Genomic DNA, 25,216 nt, shown 5'->3' with positions numbered 1-25,216 from the left:
AGGAAAACAAATGAATGCTTTAGAGAGATTTATGGTGGCGCTCCCTGAAACGAATGTGATTCGAGAGCGACTCCAAAAAGTGGACCGTCAATTGGTGACGGGATTGACGACAAGCGCGAAAGCCCTCGTCTTGGCGGGACTCGTGAAATCGTCATCGAGACGTCTCGTCGTCGTGACGCATAACATGTATCAAGCCCAAAAGATGTTCGATCAACTTGAATCACTCATCGGTCCGGACAAAACGCTCTTATATCCAATCGATGAGACGCTAGCAGGTGAACTGTCACTGACGTCTAGTCCGGAACTGCTAGCTGCCCGAATCGATGCCCGTACTCGTCTCCTCGACCAAACAGGAGGCGTTGTTGTCGTGCCGCTTGGTGGATTACGACGCTATGTACCGAGTCCGGAAGCGTGGCAAGATAGTCGCGTTATGTTGAAGCCGGGAAGTGACCTCGATTTAGCGGATTTTGCGAAACAATTGACGGGCATGGGCTACGAACGAACGGCAACGGTGACCACACCTGGTGAATTTTCCGTACGAGGGAGTATTCTAGACGTTTATCCTCTTACGGAAGCGCGCCCATATCGAATCGATTTGTTCGACACCGAGATTGACTCCATTTTCACGTTTGACGCGGAAACGCAACGCTCGCTTGGTGTAGTGGGGGAAGTGTGCATTACGCCTGCGACCGAGTTCATCGCAACGGAGAATCAGCTGAAGCAGGCGGGCGGTGCGCTTCGGAAACAGTACGACCGAACCGTCGAATTGATTGGAAATGAAGTCATCCGTCAAGCCCTTGAAGAGGGAGTCGTGACAGACATCGAGCGGCTTGAGCGTGGAGACCTCCCGGAGAAAGTTGGGAAGTATTCGCCATTGCTCTATACGTCCACGCTCCTTGACTACGTTGGGAAAGACGCCGTCCTCATTTTAGATGAGGTGGCACGAATCGATGACGCTGCCGACGTACAGGACCGCGAAGAGGCGGAATGGTTCTCTTCACTCATCGAAAAAGGAGAAGCCGTCAGTAATTACACGCTCGCCGTCCCGATGCATAAAGTCTTCCGCGACTTGAAGCAAGTGGCGTTCTCCTTGCTTCCGTCTCGTCGTTCAGGTATTCCGGAGAGCGATACGGTCCATTTGAGCTGTCGTCCGCTACCGGCGTTCCATGGTCAGATGCATCTATTGAAACAGGAAGTCGAGCGATGGCAGCAAGGTGATCAACGCATCGTCGTACTTGCGGGAGATAAGTCGCGTGCAGATAAAATCGAAGCGCTTCTTTCCGACTATGGAATCGCCTCGACTTTCACCAATGTCGATGGAGAGTTAGAACCGAGACGTGTCTCGGTCATCATCGGTCAAATCGAAGGTGGATTCGAACTGTCGACGAGCCGTCTCGTTGTCGTATCGGAAGAAGAGTTATTCAAGCGTGTGACGAAACGAAAACGTCAGACGAAGAATTTGACGAATGCCGAACGAATCAAGAGTTACCAAGAGCTGAAGCCGAATGATTATGTCGTCCATGTGCACCACGGAATCGGGAAGTACCTTGGCATTAAAACAATCGAGGTCGGTGGGATCCATCAGGATTACCTGCACCTCGTCTATGCAGGGGACGACGCCCTCTACGTGCCGGTCGATCAAATCGATCTCGTCCAAAAATATGTCGGTGCCGAAGGAAAAGAGCCAAAGATTTATAAACTCGGCGGCACCGAGTGGAAGAAAGTAAAATCGAAAGTTGCCAAATCGGTTGAAGACATTGCTGATGAGCTCATTAAATTGTACGCGGCACGAGAGGCCTCGGTCGGTTTCGCGTTCCCTCCGGACGATGAAGAAATGGGTCAGTTCGAATCCTCTTTCCCGTACGCCGAGACAGAAGACCAGGTCCGTTCGATTGCAGAAATCAAGGCGGATATGGAACGCTCCCGTCCGATGGATCGCCTTTTGTGTGGAGATGTCGGATACGGGAAAACGGAAGTGGCAATTCGGGCGGCGTTCAAAGCCGTACTCGCCGGTAAACAAGTGGCCTTTCTTGTCCCGACGACCGTCCTCGCCCAACAGCATTATGAAACGATGCTCGAGCGGTTCAGCGAATTCCCGATCAACGTATCGGTCATGAGTCGTTTCCGTTCGAAGAGCGAGATGACCGCGACGAAGAAAGGGTTGAAAGAAGGTACCATCGACATCGTCGTCGGGACACACCGCGTGTTGTCAAAAGACGTGACGTTCGCCAACCTCGGTCTCGTCATCATCGATGAAGAACAACGGTTCGGCGTCAAACATAAAGAGCGTCTGAAGCAGCTGAAGACGAACATCGATGTCCTGACGCTGACGGCGACTCCGATTCCACGGACATTGCATATGTCGATGATCGGAATCCGTGATTTGTCCGTATTAGAGACACCGCCAGAGAATCGTTATCCTGTCCAAACATACGTCATGGAATACGACGGCATCGTCTTGCGTGAAGCGCTCGAACGTGAACTCGCTCGCGGAGGACAGGCGTTCTTCCTCTATAACCGCGTCGAAGGGATCGAACGAAAAGCGGAAGAGATTCGGGCCTTATTGCCCGATGCACGAATTGCTACGGCCCATGGACGTATGACTGAAAGTGAGCTCGAGAGCCAATTGATCAGCTTCCTAGAGGGCGAGGCGGATATTTTAGTCTCAACGACAATCATCGAGACGGGAATCGACATTCCAAACGTCAACACCCTCATCGTCCACGATGCCGACAAAATGGGACTGTCCCAGCTCTACCAACTCCGAGGTCGTGTCGGACGTTCGAATCGCATCGCCTATGCGTACTTTACGTATCGGAAAGACAAGCGCTTGACGGAAGTGGCAGAAAGTCGTCTTCAGGCCATCAAAGAGTTCACAGAGCTCGGCAGTGGTTTTAAGATTGCGATGCGCGACTTGTCGATTCGTGGGGCCGGGAACTTACTCGGTGCACAACAGTCTGGATTCATCGATTCGGTCGGTTTCGATCTGTACTCACAAATGCTCTCTGAAGCCATTGAGGAACGGAAAGACCGCATGCGTGGACAAGCGAAACAAGTCGTCTTCAAACCGGAGATCACGTTCCAGGCCGATGCGTATATTCCTGATGATTACTTGTCAGATAGCGAATTGAAGATTGAGATGTACAAACGCTTCAAATATGTAGATACGCCGAGCGCGTTGTTCGCCCTTCAAGATGAACTGATTGAACGGTTTGGTGAATTCCCAGAACCGGTCGCGCTGCTCATTCAATTGACACGTCTACGTATTTATGGAGAACTGGCAAAAGTGAGTCGAATCAAGCAGACGCCAGGACGCATCGAGATTGTCTTATCGAAAGAATCGACGACGGCTCTGGATGTCCCGTCCTTCATGGAGTGGTCGATGCCTCTTGGTCGCAAGCTTGGCGTAGGGCAAGAAGACGGCGCCTTGAAACTGTCACTCAGCGGTCGGATGCCGCTAACAGAGCTCTTGAATGATGCCGATACTGTATTAGAAGAACTGATGAAGCGGTTGGTGGGCGATGCGGTCGCCAAGTAAGTTTGCGCAAGGCGTCGTTCTGTTCGCCCTTGCCGGCTACGTATCGAAACTGATCAGCTTCGCCTATCGTGTCCCCTATCAAAACTTGGCGGGGGACTTCGGACTTTATGCCTATCAAACCGTCTATCCGTTCGCGGCCATCGTGGCGTCACTCGGCATTTATGCGATGCCGGTCGTCATTGCGAAAATCGGCGTCGGTGCGAAAGGGACGAATCGTAAGTTAGAAGTCTTATGGGGAAGCTTTTACGCCTTACTTCTACTCTCGTCCATGCTTGTCGTCACGGTATGGCTGTTTGCCCCGACCCTAGCGAAATGGCTTGGAGATGAGCAGCTAGCTCCTGCACTTCGCGTGATCAGTTTGAGTTATTTACTCATGCCGGCGTCAGCCGTGTTGCGCGGGGCTTTTCAATCGAGAGATGACTTACGACCGAGCGCATGGTCGCAAGTGCTCGAGAACTTTGTCCGCGTGACGGTCATGCTGTCCCTATTATGGATTGGGGTCCGTCTCGGAAAAGATGCATATACGCTCAGTCAATATGCGTATGGTGCGACGCTCATCGGTGGGCTTGTAGCGATTGCCTTTTTAGTTTATCGCGCACGAGGAGTGCGGATTGTGAGGGTGCGCCGCGTCACGTTTCGGAGAGGAATGAAACTCTTGTTGACGACGGGTTTCGCGGTCGGATTCGCATCACTCGGGATTTTATGGATGCAACTGGTCGACTCCTTCACCATCGTCAATTTGATGGGTGGCACATATGAGGCGAAGGTGAGCAAAGGAGTATTCGATCGAGGATATCCGCTCGTGCAATTCGCCATTTTGTTCACCACGACCATCGGGATGGCCAACGTGCCGACGCTCGTCCGTCACTATCGGGCAGGGCATCTCCAAAAGACGACGCAGGGACTCCGGTCGATGATTCGTGTGACGACGGCGATTGCTGGTGCAGCGACTATCGGATTGATGGGTGTCATGTTTTTCTTAAATGTGGCCCTGTTTGAAGATGAATCTGGGACACGAGCCCTTGTCTTCTTAGCAACGAGCACGTTCGCTGCCTCCTTGGCGATTGCGAGCATGACATGTTTGCAGGCGATTGACCGAGAGTGGGTCGCGGCACGCAGCATGGTTGTCGCAATGTTAGTGAAAAGTGCGGTAAACGCATGGCTCGTACCGAGTTACGGAATTGAAGGCGCGGCAATCGGAACATCCATTGGATTTTTAGCGATGGCGTTCTATAATTTCCGGGCGCTTGACCGCTCGATTCCGCTCGGATCATTTCGATCGAAACACTATAAGTCGCTATGGAAAGCCCTCGTACCCATGTTGATCCTCATTGCCGTGTTAAACTGGCTAGGTCAGATGTGGGTCGACTCGCGAATCACTGCGTTCGGTTGGTTAATCGGAATGGTGTGTAGCGGTGCCTTCCTCTATGTATGGAGATTATGGAGTACGCGAATGCTGTCACTTGCGGAATGGGAACTGATCCCGTTCGGAAGTCGTCTGCTCGACGTGCTCGAGAAAAAGGAGAACTAATATGGGTTATACAATCACGGTGGTCGGACTCGGGTCTGGTGAGTTGAATCAATTGCCGCTCGGTGTGTACCGCCATTTAAAGCAGCAACCGCTCGTCTGGTTGCGCACAAAAGAACACCCTGTCGTTCAAGAGTTAGAAGCGGAAGGACTCGTGTTCGAATCATTTGATTCGGTCTATGAATCGAGTGATACGTTTGAAGAAGTATACGACCAGATTGTCGAGACGTTATTGAGTAAAAGTGAAGAAATGGCGATCACATACGCCGTACCGGGCCATCCGTTCGTAGCGGAACGGACCGTCGAACTATTGGTGGAACGCGGTGCCGACCTTCATGTACTCGGTGGTCAAAGTTTCCTCGATGCCATGTTCCAGGCGCTCCGGATCGACCCAATCAATGGATTTCAACTGCTCGATGCGACCGCACTCGACCTTGAACGTTTGCAGGTGACCCAACATGTGCTTATCGGGCAAGTGTACGATGGATTCGTGGCGGGTGACGTCAAAGTGCAATTGATGGAACGGTATCCGGACGACCATCCCGTCACCCTTGTGACGGCTGCCGGTACGACGCAAGAACGGATTGAGCACATTCCGTTATTCGAAATGGACCGGATGGCGGAAGTGAATAACTTGACGACGCTCTACGTTCCGCCGCTCGAGGATGAATCGTATTTGGCGAAGGATTTTGCGACACTCAAACAAATCATCGCAACGCTTCGAGGACCAGACGGGTGCCCGTGGGATCGTAAACAGACGCATGCGTCACTTCGCAAGTATCTATTAGAAGAGGCGTATGAGTTGATTGAAGCGATCAATGCAGAAGACGATGATGCCATCATCGAAGAACTCGGTGACGTCTTGCTCCAAGTGATGTTGCATGCTCAAATCGGAGAAGATGAGGGCTATTTCGATATTCGTGACGTAATCGGTTCCATCAGTGAGAAGATGGTGCGCCGCCATCCACACGTCTTTGGCGATGTCACCGTCGAAGATGCCTCTGACGTGGTGAAAAACTGGAATGCGATTAAACAGACGGAAAAAGGGGAAAAGAAACAATCGCAACTCGATGGTGTTCTCGTCGACCAACCTTCATTGATGCGAGCGGAGCAACTTCAAAAGAAAGCGGCTCACGTCGGATTTGAGTGGGATGACGTATCCGGTGCCTTCGAAAAACTGGAAGAAGAGTTAAAAGAATGGCATGAAGACCTAAGTGATGAATCGGAACTTGGAGACGTATTGTTCTCCATCGTGAACATTGCGCGATACGTTGGGCTGAATGCCGAGCAAGCATTAGAACAGACGAACCGAAAGTTCAAACGTCGATTCGAGTATGTGGAAGCGAACGGTGACCTTCACCAGATGACACTCGAACAGATGGATGCGCTTTGGAACGAGGCAAAGGAGAAAGGTTTATGAGACTAGATAAGTTTTTAAAAGTGTCACGTCTAATCAAGCGTCGCACTTTGGCAAAAGAAGTGGCGGACCAAGGACGAATTCAACTGAATGGGCAAGTCGCGAAGGCGAGCACAGAAGTCAAAGTCGGAGATGAGTTACAAATTCGCTTCGGAAATAAACTCGTCACGGTCGTCATCGATTCAATCGCAGAACATGCACGTAAAGAAGATGCGAAAGAAATGTATCGTTTACTTAAAGAAGAGAAGATGGACGGTAGTATCAACTCATAAAAAAAAGTATACTTAATGTATTAAGAGGAGGGGGATGAGGCGATGAACGGACGTAATCCGATGGATCGACAACGACGCATTCGAGCGCTAGATGAGCGTAGAGAACAGTTAGAAAAAGATACACATCGCCGACGAGTTCATCTTCGACGTCGTTTGGCAGCAGCCTCTCTCCTGTTTTTATTTGTCATGGTGTTGATTGGACAGAGCTACTTCTCGAAAGTAGGGTACGTATCGGACCAGCAACAAGCCTACGCACAAGCAAAAGTGGAGTTGCGTGAACAGCAGGCCGAACAGGATGAGTTGAAAGAGCAAGTGGAACGGTTACAGGATGAGGATTATATCGCGAACTTAGCACGAAACGAACTGCTTTTCTCTAAAGATGGAGAGATTATTTTCTACTTCTCGCCAGAGGAATAAGTCGGTTCGTTGACCGTTAGGGAAACGACTCGTATAATTAGAAAGAATCAATCAAAAAAGGAGTACATTATTTTATGTCAATTGAAGTAGGAAGCAAGGTACAAGGTAAGGTTACAGGGATTACGCATTTCGGAGCGTTCGTCGAGCTCCCAAATGGCAAGACAGGATTAGTACACATCAGTGAAGTGGCAGACTCTTACGTCAAAGACATTAACGAAGTGTTGACAGTCGGTCAAGAAGTCACGGTAAAAGTGTTGAACGTCGAAAATGATGGGAAAATTGGGTTGTCCATCAAGAAAGCAGTCGACCGTCCTGTAAGCGAACGTCCTGAGCGTCCTGAGCGTCCAGCTGGTGAGCGTTTCTCTCGTGGCCCACGTCCAGGTGGCCCAGGTCAAGGTGGTCCACGCGGTGGCGGCGGTCCACGCGGTGGCGGCCCACGTGGTGGCGGTCGTCGTGAACAACGTCGTGAACCAGAAACATTCGATACATTGATGAGTAAGTTCTTGAAAGATAGCGACGAGCGTCTTTCGACGTTGAAACGTCAAACAGACTCAAAACGCGGTGGACGCGGAGCCAAGCGCGGGTAATCCTTCGTATACCAATTAGCTTCTACTCGTAACCATAGAGGTCTTGTAATGAGACGAGCCATGAACATTTTCGTTCATGGCTTTTTTTCTGTTTAAAAATTTATAAAAAATAGCTAAAAGAGTTGCTTTTTTTCGAGGAAGGGAGCAAAATAGGGAACATGAAAAAATAGTTATGTTTTATAAGTGAAGGTGGAGAGAAAAATGAATGGATGGAAACTGTGGATGGCGGAGTGGCGAAGTATCTTCAAGAACCCACGTGTGTTGGTTCCGATTCTCGCAGTCGCACTCGTACCGTTAATGTACGCAGGGATGTTCCTATGGGCTTTTTGGGATCCGTATGGACAGATGAAAGATTTGCCGGTCGCCATCGTCAATGAAGACAAAGGGGCAACGTTTGAAGGAGAGTCGCTTGCGATTGGAGATGACCTCATTGATAAGCTGCTGGATTCGGAGGCGTTCAAGTTCGTCGAAACGACGAAGAAAGAAGCGGAATCTGGACTGAAAGACCATGACTACTACATGGCGATCGAGATTCCAAAAGACTTTTCAGAAAAAGCGACGACTGCTTTAGATGAACATCCGGAGCAACTCGAACTGAAGTATATCGCAAATGAATCGTATAACTTCTTAGCCGCACAAATCGGTGGTTCCGCGATGGAACAAGTCAAAGCGGAACTGTCAACCGAAGTCTCGAAACAGTATGTCAGTGCGTTGAAAGACGGATTGAATGATGTGGCAGACGGACTTGGTGAAGCCGCAGATGGTGCAGCGACACTTGCGGACGGCTCAACGTCAGCAAAAGACGGTGCCGTCAAGTTGGCGGACGGGACGAAGCTTCTCGCTTCGAAACAACGTGAGCTCGCGGATGGAGCAAGCCAATTAAACGATGGGATGACTCAGTTGGCCGATGGTTCATCTGAACTCGCGGATGGGACGAAGCTTCTCGCTTCGAAACAACGGGAGCTCGCGAATGGAGCAAGTCAATTACGTGATGGTGTTTCGCAATTGGCTGATGGCTCATCTGCACTCGCGGATGGCAGTCAACAAGTGTACGAGGGCTCAGCCTCACTTGCGGACGGGGTCCATCGTGTCAGTGAGGGCGCTTCTGCCTTACAAGGCGGGACGAGCCAACTCGTTGACGGAACAGGGGCGTTCGCATCGAAACTAGATGAACTACACACAGGTGCGAAGACGTTGAACCAAGGTGTTCAAGACCTTGCTGCCGGAATCGAGCGCTCAAAAGAGGGGGCATCTGCATTACAGGATGGTGCCACAAAACTCACAGGAGCGTTGACTCAGGCGAAGGAAGGAAACGCGGCACTTGTCGCGGGTCAAACAGACGTGGTCAATGGGATCGGACAAATGAAGTCTGAATTGACTGCGAAACAAGATGAGTTGATTGGACAATTGACAGCACTCGCTGAGTCGGGTCAATCGGCATCACCTGAAATGCTTCAAGCCATCGCTGCACAACTGAGCGAAGGGAAGCAAGAGACGGCGGCCGGGTTTGATCAACTATCCGCTGGTGCTGCAAAAGTGAAAGAAGGACAGGTCGCACTTGGTGCAGGTCTTGATCAGGCAGGTACAGGTGCAAACAAACTGTCGACTGGACTTTCTGACTTGAGTGCCGGTCAAACGAAATTAGCCGAAGGTGCGAACGCGTTGGCAAGTGGTTCAAGTCAAATCGAGCAAGGTACTCAAACGGCGGCCGATCGTTCCCAAGAACTTGTGTCAGCGAGTGCGAAGCTCAATCAAGGCGCGACACAACTTCAAGATGGGACAACTGAACTCGCCGCTGGAAGTGACAAGCTTGTAGACGCGACCGGACAGTTGTCTGAAGGTAGCGAAAAGCTTGCGGATGGAGCGAAGAGCGCAAGCACCGGTACAAATGAATTGGTGAATGGTGCGAATCAGTTAGCGGATGGTGGTCAAAAGCTGCAGTCAGGAAGTCGTGAACTGGCCGAAGGCGCGAAGAGTGCCGGAGCCGGAACGAGCAAGCTGACGGATGGCGCGAATCAGCTCGCGAATGGTGGAGAAGAACTTTCAGACGGTAGCGGTGAACTCGCTGACGGCATGAAGGAGCTCGCATCAGGTAGCGATGAACTTCGTGACGCCTTAGTGAAAGGTGCGAAAGACGCAGACATCGGTTTAACGGATGACAACGTCGAGATGATGGCCGGTCCAGTGTCGCTCGTCGACAACTCGATTCACGAGGTGCCTAACTACGGTACTGGATTCGCTCCATACTTCATGTCACTCGGACTTTTCGTTGGAGCACTCCTTCTCTCGATCGTTTATCCGTTATACGATCCAGCAGGACGTCCGAAACGTAGTCTTTCGTGGGTATTGTCGAAATCTGGTGTCCTCATGGTCGTCGGATTCCTGCAAGCCTTGATTCTCGATGTGGCGATGGTGCAACTGCTCGGTCTTGAAGTGAGCGAACCATTAAAATTCTTCGGTTTCAGCTGGTTGACGAGCATCACGTTCCTCTTTATCGTACAGTTGCTCGTGACAACACTCGGAAACCCTGGACGTTTCGTGGCGATCGTCTTGTTGATTTTACAATTGACGACGTCAGCCGGGACGTTCCCGCTTGAATTGATTCCAAGAGCATTGCAACCGTTCAATGCCTTGCTTCCAATGACGTATACGGTTGCCGGATATAAAGAAATTCTATCGGCAGATGGTGCGCAGTACTTGCAGACGGCGACAACCTATTTAGTGTTTGTGGCTGCCGGATGTTTTGCATTACTATGGGCGTACTTCCGGATCGCATGGAAGAAAAAATATCGTCAAGTCGCATCAGAAGCATGATGTAAATACGATACAAAATCGTGTATAGTGGGGAAGACGACACTATACACGATTTTTTTCTTAAAAAAATATAAAAAAAGAATTGACACTCGAATGGTGACTGGTTATTATAGAAAATGTGCTTAGGACACAACAATAACATGGCGGTGTAGCTCAGCTGGCTAGAGCGTACGGTTCATACCCGTGAGGTCGTGGGTTCGACTCCCTCCGCCGCTACCATTTTATTTAGGCCCGTTGGTCAAGCGGTTAAGACACCGCCCTTTCACGGCGGTAACACGGGTTCGAATCCCGTACGGGTCACTTAACCTAAGCGTAAAGAAGCCATCTCAATCGAGATGGCTTCTTTTGTTATATCAAGGAGGGAATTCATGAAAAAGGTACTCGTCGCTGTGTCGGGTGGAGTCGATTCCATTGTCTTATTGGACCGTCTCGTCAAGCAAGGATGGGATGTGGCGGTGGCGCACGTCCATCACGGTTTACGAGAAGCATCAGATGAAGAGTACACGTTCGTCGCACACGTAGCGGCATCCTACCAAGTCGCGTTTCATGGTACGCGTCTCCATTTTCAAGAAGGAGCATCACAGGCTCATTACCGTAAGGCCCGCTACCGCTTTTTTGAAGACGTCATGAATGAACATGGATACGATACACTGGCCACGGCTCATCATGCGGATGATGTGTTGGAGACGGTGCTCATTCAACTTCACCGAAACGTAATCGAAGTGAAAGGAATTCCCGAGAGAAGAACGTTCGGGCGTGGGACGTTGATCCGTCCTTTATTAAGAGAAACAAAGGTGCAACTCATCGAGTATGCTCGGAAAAACAAACTTGTCTGGAAGGAAGATGCCACCAATCAGGAAGTGACCTATTTACGGAACCGGATCCGTCACGAAATCATCCCGAGGCTGAAACAACTGTGGCCGACAGTCGTTGATGATGTATACGATACGGCGAAACAGGCATACGCTGAATGGGACATGCGTTACCAGTCATGTGGGCGATGGATTGAAGAAAATGTGCAGCTTGAAATGAAAGCGTTTCATGTGAAACTTGATGAGTTTAATCGCTTATCCTCACTTGAGCGATATACGGTCGCTCGCTTGCTGTCCCGTCGCTATGGGGTAGAGGTCGGTGAGGGGGTCGAGAAGCTAAGCGTGAGTGAAAAGGATACCGGCACCTACCACCTGTCGGGTGAGTGGTTCATGATGAAGCAGAATAGGGTACTTAATCTTGTACAACGTTCGGCAGAAGCGTCACTTTATCCTATTCAGATCGAGTCGTTACCAGCCGTCGTTCAATTTGGGCAGCGTACGGTTTCGTTGTCCATCGAAGAAGGACGAGAAGGTATTCCGCTAAATGAAATTACTTGCCCGCTGACGATTCGTTCGCTCGCACCGGGGGACCGGATGAAGTTGAACGTGGGGACAAAAAAAGTGTCCCGCATCCTCATCGACGAAAAGATTGAGCGAACCATTCGACCGACACTCCCGCTGCTTGAGGACGCCTCGGGGCGGATTCTCGCGATTGTCGGGGTAAGAGTTTCAGAATTTCTAGACAAGTCGGATGCGATTTGCCTACGATTAATGGTAAAATGATGATTGTGTCGAAACAGAAAGAGGAGGATTTCAAGATGTCATTGATGAACGATATGGAGAAAATTTTAATCTCACGTGAAGAGATTCAAGAAAAGGTGAAAGAACTCGCTGGAACATTGAGCGAAGACTATAAAGAAGAGTTCCCGCTTCTCGTATGTGTATTGAAAGGCGCGATGCCATTCATGTCGGACCTCGTCAAAGAAATGGATATCCATTTAGAGATGGATTTCATGGACGTGTCGACATATCATGGAGGAACTTCTTCGACAGGTGAAGTGAAAATCGAGAAGGATTTAAATACATCTGTAGAAGGACGCGACATCTTGATTGTAGAAGATATTATTGATAGTGGATTGACGCTTGGTTACCTCGTCGATCTTCTTAAATACCGTAAAGCGAAGTCTGTGAAGATTGTCACGCTTCTCGATAAGCCGACTGGCCGTAAAAATGGTTTATCAGCAGACTATAGTGGTTTCGTGATTCCACACGAATTCGTTGTCGGCTACGGTCTTGATTACGAAGAGAAATATCGTAACCTTCCTTATGTCGGTGTGCTCAAACCGAGCGTTTACGGGGGCTAACGTTTTTCTTTTGAAAATGTGACGTGGTAAGATAAAGGAAATCCCCAAAGTATAGGCATATACTGAATGGGCGAGAACATCGTTTCTCGGAATAGGAGGCAGAGAATGAATCGTGCAGTGAAAAACACATTGGTTTTTGGTGTGATTTTCCTAGCCTTGATCTTGTTCCTTCAATATTTGCAGAATCCGAATAGTCAGAGTGAAACGCTCTCGTATTCGAAATTCCTAGAATATGTGGAAGATGATCGGATTGAGACGGCAACCGTACAAGAAATCCCGGGGGCTATCTCGATTACAGGCGATCTTACAGGAGATGAAGACCAACGTTATGAAACAAACATTCCAGCGAACGAAGCGGAATATGCGGATGTATTAACGCAGCTTCGAGCGAATACGGATATTCAAATCGAGGAGGCTGAATCCAACAGTAGCTGGTTCAGCATCGTCTTCGCGATTTTACCGTTCATTATCATCTTCATCTTGTTCTTCTTCTTGTTGAACCAAGCGCAAGGTGGTGGCGGTGGTGGTCGTGTGATGAACTTCGGGAAATCGAAGGCGAAACTATACGACCAAGAGAAACGTCGCGTCACATTCAAAGATGTGGCTGGGGCGGACGAAGAGAAGCAAGAACTCATCGAAGTCGTTGAATTCTTGAAAGATCCTCGCAAATTCTCGAAACTCGGCGCACGTATTCCAAAAGGGGTCTTACTCGTAGGTCCTCCAGGGACAGGTAAAACACTCTTGGCTCGTGCGGTAGCCGGTGAAGCCGGTGTTCCGTTCTTCTCGATCTCAGGTTCGGACTTCGTTGAGATGTTTGTCGGGGTCGGGGCGTCACGTGTTCGTGACTTGTTCGAAAACGCGAAAAAGAATGCGCCATGTATCATCTTCATCGATGAAATTGATGCGGTCGGTCGCCAGCGTGGTGCCGGTCTCGGTGGTGGACACGATGAGCGTGAACAAACATTGAACCAACTCCTTGTTGAGATGGATGGATTCAGTGATAACGAAGGGATCATCATGGTTGCGGCGACAAACCGTCCAGATATCCTTGACCCGGCCCTCCTTCGTCCAGGTCGTTTTGACCGTCAAATTACGGTCGATCGTCCGGATGTCAAAGGGCGCGAAGAAGTATTGAAAGTCCATGCACGTAACAAGCCACTCGATTCGACGGTGGACTTGAAGTCGATTGCACAACGTACGCCTGGTTTCTCTGGGGCAGACTTAGAGAACCTCTTGAACGAAGCGGCACTCGTTGCGGCACGTTCGAACCGTACAGCTGTTTCAGTTGTCGATGTGGAAGAAGCGATTGACCGTGTCATCGCAGGTCCTTCGAAGAAGAGTCGCATCATCTCTGAAAAAGAGCGCAACATTGTTGCATATCACGAAGCGGGTCACACAATCATCGGTCTCGAGCTTGAGAATGCGGATGAAGTACACAAAGTGACAATCGTTCCACGCGGAAACGCGGGCGGATATGTCGTCATGCTTCCGAAAGAAGATCGTTACTTCATGACAAAACCTGAACTCGAAGACAAGATTGTTGGTCTTCTTGGTGGTCGCGTCGCCGAAGATGTCATCTTTGGAGAAGTGTCGACCGGAGCGAGCAATGACTTCCAGCGCGCTACTGGTATCGCACGTAAGATGGTCATGGATTACGGGATGAGCGATAAACTCGGACCGCTCCAGCTCGGTTCAAACCATGGCGGACAAGTCTTCCTCGGTCGTGATTTCCAGACAGAGCAGAACTACTCGGATGCGATTGCGCAAGAAATCGATTTGGAGATTCGAGACATCATCAATCGCTGTTACGCGAAAGCGAAGCAGATTTTGACAGATCGTCGCGAAGATCTCGAACTCGTTGCGAAGACGTTGCTTGATGTCGAGACGCTTGACTCGAAACAGATTCGTCATTTGATCAAGACACGCGAGTATCTTCCGCATGAGCCGGAAGAGGACGTGGATGGATCGACGGATGCGGATGACGCAGCGAAGAAAGATGATGCAGCCGTTCAACACGGTCAAGTCGTCGATCAACCTGAAGTTGTCCAAGACAGCCAGCCGGATGTCGTACCTGAAGGCGATAAGCCAGAAGCGACACCGACAGAACGTCCGAATAACGAATCACGTTAATGAATGAGACGAATGCCCTTGACGAGGCATTCGTCTTTTTTCGTGTTATAATTCGAGCGAACTGCAATTGACAACAAAGTGAGGAACTATATCATGATTTTAGTGATTGATGTTGGAAATACAAATATTGTTCTCGGGATGTACGATGGAGATCATCTCGTACACCATTGGCGCATCTCAACGGATCGTACAAAAACGACCGACGAGTACGGCATGCTGGTGAAATCGCTATTCGATCATTCGAACATCTCGTTCGACCAGGTCGAGGGAGTGATCTTATCTTCTGTCGTACCTCCTGTTATTTTCCCACTTGAACAAATGTCGCAACGATACTTCAATGTACGTCCAATCGTTGTGGGACCAGGTGTGAAGACAGGGTTGGACATTCATGTCGAGAACCCTCGCGAAGTCGGGGCCGACCGAATTGTCAACGCGGTGGCTGGGATCGCCAAATATGACGGTCCGCTCATAATTGTTGATTTTGGGACGGCAACCACGTATTGTTACATCGATGAGAAACGTCGTTACCATGGCGGAATCATCTCACCAGGTATCATGATTTCAGTGGAGGCACTCTATCAGCGTGCCGCGAAACTACCTCGGATTGAATTGGCGACTCCACCGACAGTCATTGGTAAGAATACGATTCAAGCGATGCAATCAGGGACATATTATGGATATGTGGCCCAAGTGGACGGTATCGTGAACCGGATGAAGCGTGAAGTCGGTGAAGCGACTGTCATTGCAACGGGCGGGCTGGCACGATTGATCAGTGAACATGCAGAGACGATTGACCATGTGGATTCGTTCCTGACACTCGAAGGCCTCCGTCTCATTTACGAGCGCAATCAAAAGTAAACTAAAGGAGTTACATCATATGATTCATACAGAACAACAAGCATTACTCGACCAGATGAAGGATGACTATCTCGTTCGTGCCCTCGGTTTTAACGGAGAGGTTCGTGCCTTTGCCGCACGCACGACAAAAACGGTATATGAGACGCAACTTCGTCATCAAACGACACCGGTTGCTTCAGCTGCCCTCGGACGGACGATGACAATCGGTTCGATGATTGGAGCGATGCAAAAAGGTGCAGCGCGTGTCACGCTTAAAGTAGAAGGTGATGGTCCAATCGGGAAAATCATCGTGGACGCAGATACAGCAGGAGATGTTCGTGGATATGTGTCATACCCGCGTGTCGATGGCGGCACATTCGTCAACGAACAAGGAATGACGAAATTGAAAGTCGGCGAAGCCGTCGGGAAAGGGACCATCTCTGTCATTAAAGACTTAGGCTTGAAAGACTATGTCGGTGGTTCTTCAGAGATTCAAACGGGCGAAATCAGTGAAGACTTCACGTACTATTTCGCGACATCTGAGCAAGTGCCGTCAGTCGTCGGAGCGGGTGTCCTCGTCTTACCGGAAGATGAATCGATTCTTGCGGCAGGCGGAATCATCGTCCAGCTGCTCCCGAACGCTTCTGAAGAGACGGTACAAGCGCTCGAAAAAGCACTTCAGACGTTCCCACCCGTATCGGTTTTGATTGGTGAAGAAAAAACGCCAGAAGAAATGCTTCAATTACTCCTTGGCGATAGCCTTGATGTCCTCGACACGAACCCGATCCAGTTCAACTGCACATGCAGCCGTGAACGAATGGAAAGTGCCATTATCGGTCTCGGAAAAGAAGAGATTCGTCAGATGATTGAAGAAGATGGTGGAGCCGAAGCCGTATGTCATTTCTGTGGCGAAAAGTATCATTTCTCAGCGGAACAGTTAGAGACGATGAAAGTTCAGGCGCAGGCGTAAGCAACGTTCCAAATTGCATATTTTCAATTCGATAGGGTATGATAACAATATCGGAATAGTCGGAATTATGAAGGAGGAAATGCAATGCGTATCGTAAACTCAGTAACAGACTTGATTGGAAAGACTCCGATTGTGAAATTGAACGGAATGACTGGACCAGAGGATGCCAACGTGTATCTGAAGCTCGAATATATGAACCCGGGATCAAGCGTCAAAGACCGGATCGCCCTCGCCATGATCGAAGCGGCCGAAAAAGACGGTATCTTGAAGCCAGGTGATACAATCATCGAGCCAACAAGCGGAAACACGGGCATCGGGCTCGCGATGGTCAGTGCCGCAAAAGGATATAAAGCCATTCTCGTTATGCCTGAAACGATGAGCATGGAACGCCGAAACCTCCTTCGTGGATACGGGGCCGAATTGATTTTGACACCAGGACCTGAAGGGATGGGTGGGGCGATTCGTCGCGCTACTGAAGAAGCCGAGAAACATGGCTACTTCCTCCCGCAACAATTCAATAACGCTGCCAACCCGAACGTTCATGAAATGACGACGGGACCTGAGATTGTGGAGGCATTTGAAGAATCAGGACTTTCAGTCGACGCTTTGATTGCCGGAGTCGGGACAGGCGGTACCATTACTGGCGCAGGTAAAGTCGTGAAGGCGAAGTACCCGGACGTAAAAATTCTCGCCGTTGAACCGGTCGATTCACCTGTCTTATCAGGCGGGAAGCCGGGACCTCATAAGATTCAAGGGATTGGGGCTGGATTCGTTCCATCCATCCTCGACACGGAGATTTATGAAGGGGTTCTTCAAATCACGACAGAGCAAGCGTTCGAATACGCTCGTCAGGCGGCACGTACGAACGGTGTCCTCGGTGGTATCTCTTCAGGAGCTGCCATTGCGGCAGCGCTTGATACAGCGAAACGTCTTGGTAAAGGGAAAAACGTATTGGCGATTATCCCGTCAAACGGTGAACGTTACTTGAGCACACCGCTCTATCAGTTTGATGAAGAGTCAAACGAGAGTCGCGTATAACATTTCAGGCAGTAATCGAGAGACATTCTCTTTCGATTGCTGCCTTTTCTTGTGTACAATAAAAGGCATGAATGAATAGACGGAGGAATGACATGTGAGATCGACTGCGTTCAGAACAAAGCGGATGACGAAAGAGAAGATGTATGAGGCATACATGACGTTGACAGCGGATCAACCGTATCATGCATGGTTAGAGAGTGGGAGAGCGGGACGGTATACGATTGCGGGAATCGAGCCGTTCGGTCGCTTTCATGTAAAAGACGGTGTCGGACTCTTGCAAGTGGGCGATACGACCGAAACGCTATACGGAAAGCCGCTTGAGCTCGTCAGTGAGGTGCGGAAGCGATTTGAGGCCGAGCGTCCGGAAGGGGCTCCTCCTTTCTTTGGTGGCATGATCGGGTATGTCAGTTATGATGTGGCCCGGACGATTGAACGTCTCCCTGAGCAAGCGGAGGATGATTTGTCGACACCAGACGTCTCGTTTCTTCTGTTTGATGAGGTGGCGGTGTTCGATGAAGTGGATTCGACTCTGTACTTGATGGTGACGGCGAAGGAAGGTGCAGAACGTAAGGCGGACCGATTGGCGGCCATGTGGAACGTCGAGTCGCATTACGCGTTCAAGCCGACAGGGCAGTCATCGGTAGAGCGATCGCGCTCCATGTCCCAGGAAGAGTTTGTTGAAGCGGTCAAACGGATTCAGTCCTATATCGTAGAAGGGGACGTGTTCCAAGTGAACTTGAGCGTTCGGCAGTCTGAACCGCTTCTCGCTGACCCGCGTCGTGTATATGATACGTTGCGACAAATGAATCCATCTCCTTATATGGGCTATTTCGTGGACGACGCTTTGACGATGGTCTCCGCTTCACCAGAGTTGTTGCTTGAAAAACATGGAACCGACATTTCGACACGCCCGATCGCGGGTACGCGTCCACGTGGCAAAGATGATGTGGAAGACTTGGAGTTGGCGAACACGTTGCTTGAAAACGAGAAAGAGCGAGCAGAACACGTCATGCTCGTCGACCTCGAACGGAACGACCTTGGCAAGGTGGCGGCATATGGCAGCGTTCATGTTGATGAATTGATGGTGATTGAGAAATACTCACACGTACAACATATCGTCTCGAACGTACGGGGTACGATTCGGGATGAAGTATCAGGAGCCGAAGCGCTGGCAGCGATGTTCCCAGGCGGCACCATCACCGGCGCCCCGAAAATTCGAACGATGGAAATCATCGAAGAACTCGAACCAGTTCGCCGGGGACTCTACACCGGTTCATATGGATGGTTAAGTTGGAATGACGACCTTGTCTTCAATATCACGATTCGAACGATGGTCGTGAAAGACGGAATCGCATACGTTCAAGCGGGAGCAGGTATCGTGATTGATTCGGATCCGGTCTCGGAATATGAAGAATCCCTGTCCAAAGCGAAGGCGCTATGGGCGGCGAAACACATGACGGAGGAAACGACATGATTGTATTGATCGACAACTATGACTCATTTACGTATAACTTGGTGCAATATTTCGGTGAACTCGGTCAAGAACTGGTCGTGTATCGAAACGATGAAGTCACGATTCAAGAGATTGAGGCGCTTGCCCCGAGTTATCTTGTCATTTCGCCGGGACCTTGCACTCCGAATGAGGCGGGAATTAGCATCGAGGCAATCCGAGCGTTCGCAGGTCGTATCCCGATTTTAGGGGTTTGCCTCGGACATCAGGCGATTGCGCAAGCGTTCGGCGGAGAAGTCGTCCATGCGGAGCGGCTCATGCATGGAAAAACGTCGAAGATTCAACATGACGGAAAATCGATTTTCAAGGAGATTCCACAACAGACGATTGTGACCCGTTACCATTCGTTGGCCGTGGAGCGTTCGTCGCTACCAGAGTGTCTAATGGTCACTGCAGAGACGGAGACTGGAGAAATCATGGCACTCCGTCACCGAACGCTTCCGATCGAAGGGGTGCAATATCACCCTGAAGCGATTTTGACTGAGCATGGGAAAGAAATGATTCGAAACTTTATCGAGGAGTATCGTCATGTGGTATTGGCATAACGGAGAGTTAGTCGAGCGTGAGAAGGTGTTGATCCCGGTTGAAGATCACGGTTTCTTGTATGGAATGGGCTTGTTCGAGACGTTCCGTACATATGAATTCGTCCCTTTCCTGTTCGATGCCCACTGGGAGCGCTTGATAAAGAGTCTCGATGAGCTGTGGATAGACTTCCCGTTTACGAAAGAAGAAATCGGGACGGCGATTCAGCAACTGTGCCGTCAAAATGATGCACCCGACCTCTATATCCGCTTGAACGTGTCGGCGGGGGTTGCACCACTTGGTCTCTATGCGGGGCGTTATGAGACACCGAACGTCACGTTGATCGTCAAACCGCTCTCCTCAGAAGTCGTACCACAGGAAAAGCGAGTCGAACCGATCCCGTTTCCGAGAAGTCGTCCTGAAGCAGCTTTTCGATTAAAATCGCATCATTACATGAACAATATCCTTGGGAAACGGACCTTACAAGACCAGAGTGCTGAAGGACTATTTGCGGACGAGCATGGATGTGTAGTGGAAGGGCTCGTGTCGAACATTTTTTGGGTCGGTCCAGATGATAGGTTATACACGACTCCGCTCTCGAGCGGAGCACTCGCAGGTGTGACGCGACAATGGGTGATGGACCATTTCTCTGTAGTCGAACAACCCGTGACATTTGAAGAATTGACTGCAGCGAAAGAGATTTGGATGACGAATTCAATCCAACAAGTCGCTCCGGTGACGCATTATGGAAATCTGAGATACCCCGGTAAAGACGGGGTACGATTTAACGAAGTGTGGGCGAAACTCGTTCGCTCACTTGGTTAGGAGGCGGAAACATGACGAAAATCATGGGTATTTTAAACGTGACCCCGGACTCGTTTTCGGATGGGGGACGGTATACGGCAATCGAGGAAGCTGTACGACATGCGAAACAACTCGTACAAGAAGGTGCCGATGCGATTGATATCGGTGGAGAATCGACAAGGCCGGGCGCAGTACTTGTTTCCGAGGAAGAAGAGATTGAACGTGTCGTCCCAATCATCCGTCGACTAAAAAACGAAATCGATGTCCCGATTTCGATTGATACGTATAAGCCGATGGTGGCGAGAGCGGCAATCGAGGCCGGTGCGACGATCATCAATGACGTATGGGGTTCGAAATGGGGAGACCGCTCGATGGCACGTGTCGCTTTCGAATGTGGGGTTCCCATCATTCTCATGCACAACCGAACAGACCGGGACTACCATCATTTCATTGAAGATGTGGTTAGCGATCTACAGGAATCAATTGAGATTGCACATGCGGCAGGCGTAAGGGATGAGCACATTTGGTTAGATCCGGGCATCGGATTTGCGAAAGACGTGGCGCAAAACCTTGAACTCATGAATCATCTCGACGTGATCACACGTCTTGGGTATCCGGTTCTGCTCGGCACGTCGCGTAAGTCGTTTATCGGGCTTACGCTCGATTTACCGACAGAGGAACGGCTCGAAGGAACGATTGCGACGACGTGTCTTGGCATCATGAAGGGGTGCGACTGGGTGCGCGTGCACGACGTCAAAGCAAACGCCCGTGCGGCGAAGATGATGGATGCGATGATTGGAGGGGATAGACATGGATAAAATATTTGTGAACGGGATGCGTTTTTACGGTTATCATGGGGTGTTTGAAGAAGAAAACCGTCTCGGTCAACGGTTTCACGTGGATTTAATGTGTGAACTGGACCTCGCGCCTGCGGGACGTTCGGATGACTTGAACAATGGGGTCAGCTATGCCGGCTTGTATCAGTTGACGGAAGATATTGTGACGGGAGAACCGGTCAATTTGTTAGAAACACTCGGAGAACGCATCACGACAGCCGTGTTGGCGCATAGTGAGTTGATTCAACGTGTGACGGTTAAAGTCATTAAACCGGACCCACCCATCCCGGGACACTATGACTCAGTGGCAATCGAGATGACAAGGGGACGGACGTCATGATTTATATTGCATTAGGCGCGAACATCGGGGAGCGGGCCGCGCAATTGTCTGCGGCAATCGATGAGATGGAGCGAGCAGGTCTCCACGTCACGAAACAGTCGTCGGTCTATGAGACGGCTCCTGTCGGATATACAGAGCAACCTTCGTTTTTTAATATGGTGGTCGAAGTCGAGAGTCGCCAATCCTCGGACGAACTGCTCAAAACGCTTCAACAGATCGAACAACGATTGGGACGGGAACGTCTATTTAAGAACGGACCGCGTACCATCGACCTTGACATCCTCTTCTATAATGGGGAAGATATACAGTCAGAACACTTAACGGTTCCGCATCCACGCATGCAGGAACGTGCATTTGTTCTTGCCCCGTTAGCGGAGATCGCGCCAGAACTCGTCGTTCGAGGACGGACGGTCGCCTCTTGGCTCGAAGGGTTACCAATGACGGACCGCCAAGATGTCGTCCGGTTACAGTTGCTTACGAATTTGGTGAAATGAAGGATGTGTTGTCTTGACAGGCTTTAAGATTGGAAACATAGAGATTAAAAACCGTGCAGTCCTCGCGCCGATGGCCGGCGTGACCAATCCCGCTTTCCGTTTGATTGCAAAAGAGTTCGGAGCGGGACTCGTCTGTGCCGAAATGGTTAGCGATAAAGGAATCTTGCTCGAGAATGCTCGGACGATGCGCATGCTATACGTCGATGAACGAGAGAAACCGCTCAGTTTACAAATCTTCGGCGGTTCGAAAGATACACTCGTCAGAGCGGCGCAGTACGTCGACCAAAACACCAACGCGGATATCATTGATATCAACATGGGTTGTCCCGTACCGAAAGTGACGAAGTGTGACGCAGGGGCGAAGTGGTTACTCGACCCGGATAAAGTATATGAGATGGTGAATGCCGTCACGAACGTCGTCGAAAAACCGGTCACGGTGAAAATGCGACTCGGTTGGGATGACGAGCACATCTTTATTTTGGATAATGTGAAGGCGGCTCAGTCGGGTGGAGCGGCAGCCATTGCCATTCATGGACGTACGCGTGCCCAACAATATGAAGGAACCGCGAATTGGGATTGGATTGGCGAGGCGAAGAAAGTAGCGACCGTTCCGATTATCGGGAACGGGGATATCGCGACCCCGCAGGATGCGAAACGTGTGATTGACCAATATGGTGTGGATGCCGTCATGATTGGACGTGCGGCACTCGGGAATCCGTGGATGCTCTATCAAACGGTCCAGTACCTTGAAACAGGGGAGCTCCCGCCGGAACCAGAGGCGCGTGAGAAAATCGACATCTGCATGCTTCATCTCGACCGGTTGAGTGCAATCAAAGGTGAGCTGACAGCCGTACGCGAAATGCGTCAACATGCGGCCTGGTATTTGAAAGGGTTGAAAGGTAGTGGTCCGATTCGTAAGCAAATCAACGAAACGGAATCACGCGAAGCGTTCGCGGCGGTCCTTTATGGATTTGTGGACCAACTCGAACGACAACTGTCAGAATTGTGAACTAGTGAAAAGAACTAATTTATGGTAAGCTTGTTTGGCGAAAAAGTGCACCACAACGAATGAACGGCTTCGGCTGTGCTGTTGGCCATCAGGTCGACAGTTTTTTGTTAGGGAGAAACCCAATATGGATAGAGGAGTGAATGGAATAGTGAGCCACGAGTTAGAAATGAATGATCAAATGCAGGTTCGTTTTGAGAAGATGACCGATATGCGTGAGCGCGGTCTCGACCCGTTCGGTCACCGCTTTGATCGTTCTGCACATGCAGGTGAATTACATGAGCAGTATGAATCAATTGAAAAAGAGGCTTTGGCTGAACAAGATGTAGAAGTCACATTGGCTGGACGCATCATGACGAAACGTGGAAAAGGGAAGGTTTTCTTTGCCCACATTCAAGATGTGACAGGTCAAATTCAAATTTACGTTCGCAAAAACGATGTCGGGGATGAGCCGTTTGACTTATTCAAGTCTTCAGACCTCGGTGACATCGTCGGTGTGAAAGGGAAGCTCTTTAAAACGAACGTTGGTGAGCTTTCGATTCACGTGGAAGAGTTTGAATTATTGACGAAGGCGCTTCGCCCGCTTCCGGACAAATATCATGGATTAAAAGATGTGGAACAGCGCTATCGCCAACGCTATCTTGATTTGATTACAAACCAGGACTCGCGTCAGACATTCATTTTGCGTAGCCGCATCATTTCGGAGATTCGCAACTTCTTAAACCAAAAAGGATATTTAGAAGTGGAAACACCGATGTTACACACGATTGCGGGTGGAGCAGCGGCGCGTCCGTTCTTAACGCATCATAATGCGTTGGATATGGAACTTTATATGCGTATTGCCATCGAACTTCACTTGAAACGCTTGATCGTTGGTGGACTCGAGCGCGTGTACGAAATCGGACGTGTATTCCGTAACGAAGGGATCTCTACACGTCACAACCCTGAATTTACGATGATTGAATTGTATGAAGCCTATGCAGATTACAACGACATCATGGATTTGACGGAAGAATTGGTTGCGCACGTAGCGAAAGAAGTACTCGGTACGACAGATGTGCAGTATGGTGAAGATACAATTCATCTTGGCATCGGTTGGAAACGTGCACATATGGTCGACCTTGTTAAAGAAGAGACAGGTGTCGACTTCTGGCAACAAATGTCCGATGAAGAAGCACGTGCTCTCGCAAAAGAACACGGTGTAGAAGTACAAGATCATATGACGTTTGGTCATATCGTGAATGAATTCTTCGAGCAGAAAGTAGAAGAAACGTTGCTTCAACCGACATTTGTTACAGGACACCCGGTTGAAGTATCACCATTGGCGAAGAAGAATGAAACAGATCCACGCTTCACGGATCGTTTCGAGCTATTCATTGTTCGTCGTGAACATGCGAATGCCTTCACGGAGTTGAATGATCCAATCGATCAACGTGAACGCTTTGAAGCACAGTTGCTTGAAAAAGAAGCAGGTAACGATGAGGCACACGAACTCGATAACGATTTCCTTGAGGCACTTGAATATGGTATGCCGCCAACGGGTGGACTTGGAATCGGGATTGACCGCCTCGTCATGTTATTGACGAACGCGCCTTCAATCCGTGATGTTCTTCTTTTCCCAACGATGCGTCATCAACAATAATCAATTTAGTGGTCGGATCATACGTGAGTATGATTCGGCTTCTTTATTTTTGTTAGCCTCGAAACGCATAGGTATGCCATTAAACAGAAGGGATACTAAAGATATAAAACTTTTTTTAAAAAAACTTTTACAAAACCCCTTGCGTTAATGAGAGGTGTACGGTAAAGTAATAAACGTTGCCGCTGATGGCAGCGGAAAAGAAATAAAAAAGTGGTTGACAACTGTGTCGATGACTTGTATTATTTTAAGAGTCGCCAAGAGCGGCAGACGAACTTTGAAAACTGAACGATGAGGCAAAAATAAGTTTTACCATTTTTGAATGAAGCGCAAGCTTCGTC

Annotated in this window: 21 protein-coding genes and 2 tRNA genes; all 23 read left to right on the top strand. The window is 49.7% G+C overall.

Translation table 11 applies throughout. The features are described from left to right. The first annotated feature begins 10 nt into the window (after positions 1-10). The 23 genes from mfd to lysS all read left to right on the top strand — a co-directional run bounded on the left by mfd (position 11) and on the right by lysS (position 24,878). Positions 11-3,538 (top strand): transcription-repair coupling factor, encoded by a 3,528-nt coding sequence (gene mfd / locus KNO71_RS16880; protein WP_053001397.1) that lies wholly within the window; start codon positions 11-13, stop codon positions 3,536-3,538. After that, positions 3,522-5,069 (top strand): polysaccharide biosynthesis protein, encoded by a 1,548-nt coding sequence (locus tag KNO71_RS16875; RefSeq protein ID WP_078145930.1) that lies wholly within the window; start codon positions 3,522-3,524, stop codon positions 5,067-5,069. Before mfd ends, KNO71_RS16875 begins: the two co-directional genes overlap by 17 nt. Position 5,070: 1 nt before the next feature. Further along, entirely contained in the window at positions 5,071-6,486 is a 1,416-nt protein-coding gene (gene yabN, locus KNO71_RS16870; protein ID WP_078145929.1) for a bifunctional methyltransferase/pyrophosphohydrolase YabN, read from the top strand. Next, complete coding sequence (locus tag KNO71_RS16865; protein WP_012727726.1) at positions 6,483-6,755, top strand: RNA-binding S4 domain-containing protein; 273 nt, start codon at positions 6,483-6,485, stop codon at positions 6,753-6,755. Before yabN ends, KNO71_RS16865 begins: the two co-directional genes overlap by 4 nt. Before the next feature lie 42 nt (positions 6,756-6,797). Beyond that, on the top strand, positions 6,798-7,172 hold the full coding sequence (locus KNO71_RS16860; protein WP_012727725.1) for an FtsB family cell division protein: 375 nt from the start codon (positions 6,798-6,800) through the stop codon (positions 7,170-7,172). Positions 7,173-7,246: 74 nt separating this feature from the next. Further along, positions 7,247-7,759 (top strand): S1 domain-containing RNA-binding protein, encoded by a 513-nt coding sequence (locus KNO71_RS16855; protein ID WP_012727724.1) that lies wholly within the window; start codon positions 7,247-7,249, stop codon positions 7,757-7,759. 201 nt (positions 7,760-7,960) lie between these two features. After that, entirely contained in the window at positions 7,961-10,573 is a 2,613-nt protein-coding gene (locus KNO71_RS16850; RefSeq protein ID WP_214689607.1) for a YhgE/Pip domain-containing protein, read from the top strand. A 142-nt stretch (positions 10,574-10,715) separates the two neighbouring features. Beyond that, positions 10,716-10,792, top strand: a tRNA-Met gene (locus tag KNO71_RS16845). A 9-nt stretch (positions 10,793-10,801) separates the two neighbouring features. Next, positions 10,802-10,873 (top strand) — tRNA-Glu (locus KNO71_RS16840). Between the two features lie 68 nt (positions 10,874-10,941). Further along, positions 10,942-12,168 (top strand): tRNA lysidine(34) synthetase TilS, encoded by a 1,227-nt coding sequence (gene tilS / locus KNO71_RS16835; RefSeq protein ID WP_214689605.1) that lies wholly within the window; start codon positions 10,942-10,944, stop codon positions 12,166-12,168. Positions 12,169-12,209: 41 nt separating this feature from the next. Next, complete coding sequence (gene hpt, locus KNO71_RS16830) at positions 12,210-12,749, top strand: hypoxanthine phosphoribosyltransferase (RefSeq protein ID WP_214689640.1); 540 nt, start codon at positions 12,210-12,212, stop codon at positions 12,747-12,749. A gap of 105 nt (positions 12,750-12,854) precedes the next feature. Beyond that, the gene (gene ftsH / locus KNO71_RS16825; RefSeq protein ID WP_012727720.1) at positions 12,855-14,879 is read left to right on the top strand and encodes an ATP-dependent zinc metalloprotease FtsH; all 2,025 of its coding nucleotides are present in this window, start codon (positions 12,855-12,857) and stop codon (positions 14,877-14,879) included. Between the two features lie 93 nt (positions 14,880-14,972). Beyond that, positions 14,973-15,737, top strand: a complete 765-nt coding sequence (locus KNO71_RS16820) for a type III pantothenate kinase (protein ID WP_078145926.1) — start codon at positions 14,973-14,975, stop codon at positions 15,735-15,737. A gap of 19 nt (positions 15,738-15,756) precedes the next feature. Continuing rightward, on the top strand, positions 15,757-16,686 hold the full coding sequence (gene hslO / locus KNO71_RS16815; protein WP_012727718.1) for an Hsp33 family molecular chaperone HslO: 930 nt from the start codon (positions 15,757-15,759) through the stop codon (positions 16,684-16,686). A gap of 84 nt (positions 16,687-16,770) precedes the next feature. Continuing rightward, positions 16,771-17,724, top strand: coding sequence for a cysteine synthase A (cysK, locus tag KNO71_RS16810; protein ID WP_012727717.1), 954 nt, complete (start codon positions 16,771-16,773; stop codon positions 17,722-17,724). A gap of 94 nt (positions 17,725-17,818) precedes the next feature. Continuing rightward, positions 17,819-19,198: an anthranilate synthase component I family protein gene (locus tag KNO71_RS16805; protein ID WP_078145925.1), complete on the top strand. Its 1,380-nt coding sequence runs from the start codon at positions 17,819-17,821 to the stop codon at positions 19,196-19,198. Further along, positions 19,195-19,779, top strand: a complete 585-nt coding sequence (gene pabA / locus KNO71_RS16800; protein WP_078145924.1) for an aminodeoxychorismate/anthranilate synthase component II — start codon at positions 19,195-19,197, stop codon at positions 19,777-19,779. Before KNO71_RS16805 ends, pabA begins: the two co-directional genes overlap by 4 nt. Then, positions 19,763-20,581, top strand: a complete 819-nt coding sequence (locus tag KNO71_RS16795; RefSeq protein ID WP_078145923.1) for an aminotransferase class IV — start codon at positions 19,763-19,765, stop codon at positions 20,579-20,581. Before pabA ends, KNO71_RS16795 begins: the two co-directional genes overlap by 17 nt. A gap of 11 nt (positions 20,582-20,592) precedes the next feature. Beyond that, positions 20,593-21,378, top strand: a complete 786-nt coding sequence (gene folP / locus KNO71_RS16790; RefSeq protein ID WP_214689603.1) for a dihydropteroate synthase — start codon at positions 20,593-20,595, stop codon at positions 21,376-21,378. After that, positions 21,371-21,736 (top strand): dihydroneopterin aldolase, encoded by a 366-nt coding sequence (folB, locus tag KNO71_RS16785; RefSeq protein ID WP_159563162.1) that lies wholly within the window; start codon positions 21,371-21,373, stop codon positions 21,734-21,736. The genes folP and folB overlap by 8 nt, the downstream gene beginning before the upstream one ends. Then, positions 21,733-22,230, top strand: coding sequence for a 2-amino-4-hydroxy-6-hydroxymethyldihydropteridine diphosphokinase (gene folK, locus KNO71_RS16780; RefSeq protein WP_214689601.1), 498 nt, complete (start codon positions 21,733-21,735; stop codon positions 22,228-22,230). Before folB ends, folK begins: the two co-directional genes overlap by 4 nt. A 70-nt stretch (positions 22,231-22,300) precedes the next feature. After that, a complete protein-coding gene (gene dusB / locus KNO71_RS16775) occupies positions 22,301-23,239 on the top strand; it encodes a tRNA dihydrouridine synthase DusB (protein ID WP_483298391.1) in 939 nt (312 codons plus the stop codon). 148 nt (positions 23,240-23,387) lie between these two features. Next, complete coding sequence (lysS, locus tag KNO71_RS16770; protein WP_012727709.1) at positions 23,388-24,878, top strand: lysine--tRNA ligase; 1,491 nt, start codon at positions 23,388-23,390, stop codon at positions 24,876-24,878. Positions 24,879-25,216: the final 338 nt, after the last annotated feature.

This window comes from Exiguobacterium sp. s163 (assembly GCF_018617135.1).
In the GTDB taxonomy this organism is placed as follows: Bacteria; Bacillota; Bacilli; order Exiguobacteriales; family Exiguobacteriaceae; genus Exiguobacterium; species Exiguobacterium profundum.
The sequence above is the reverse complement of the archived record's forward strand: the minus strand, read 5'-3'. Positions and strand labels throughout refer to the sequence as shown.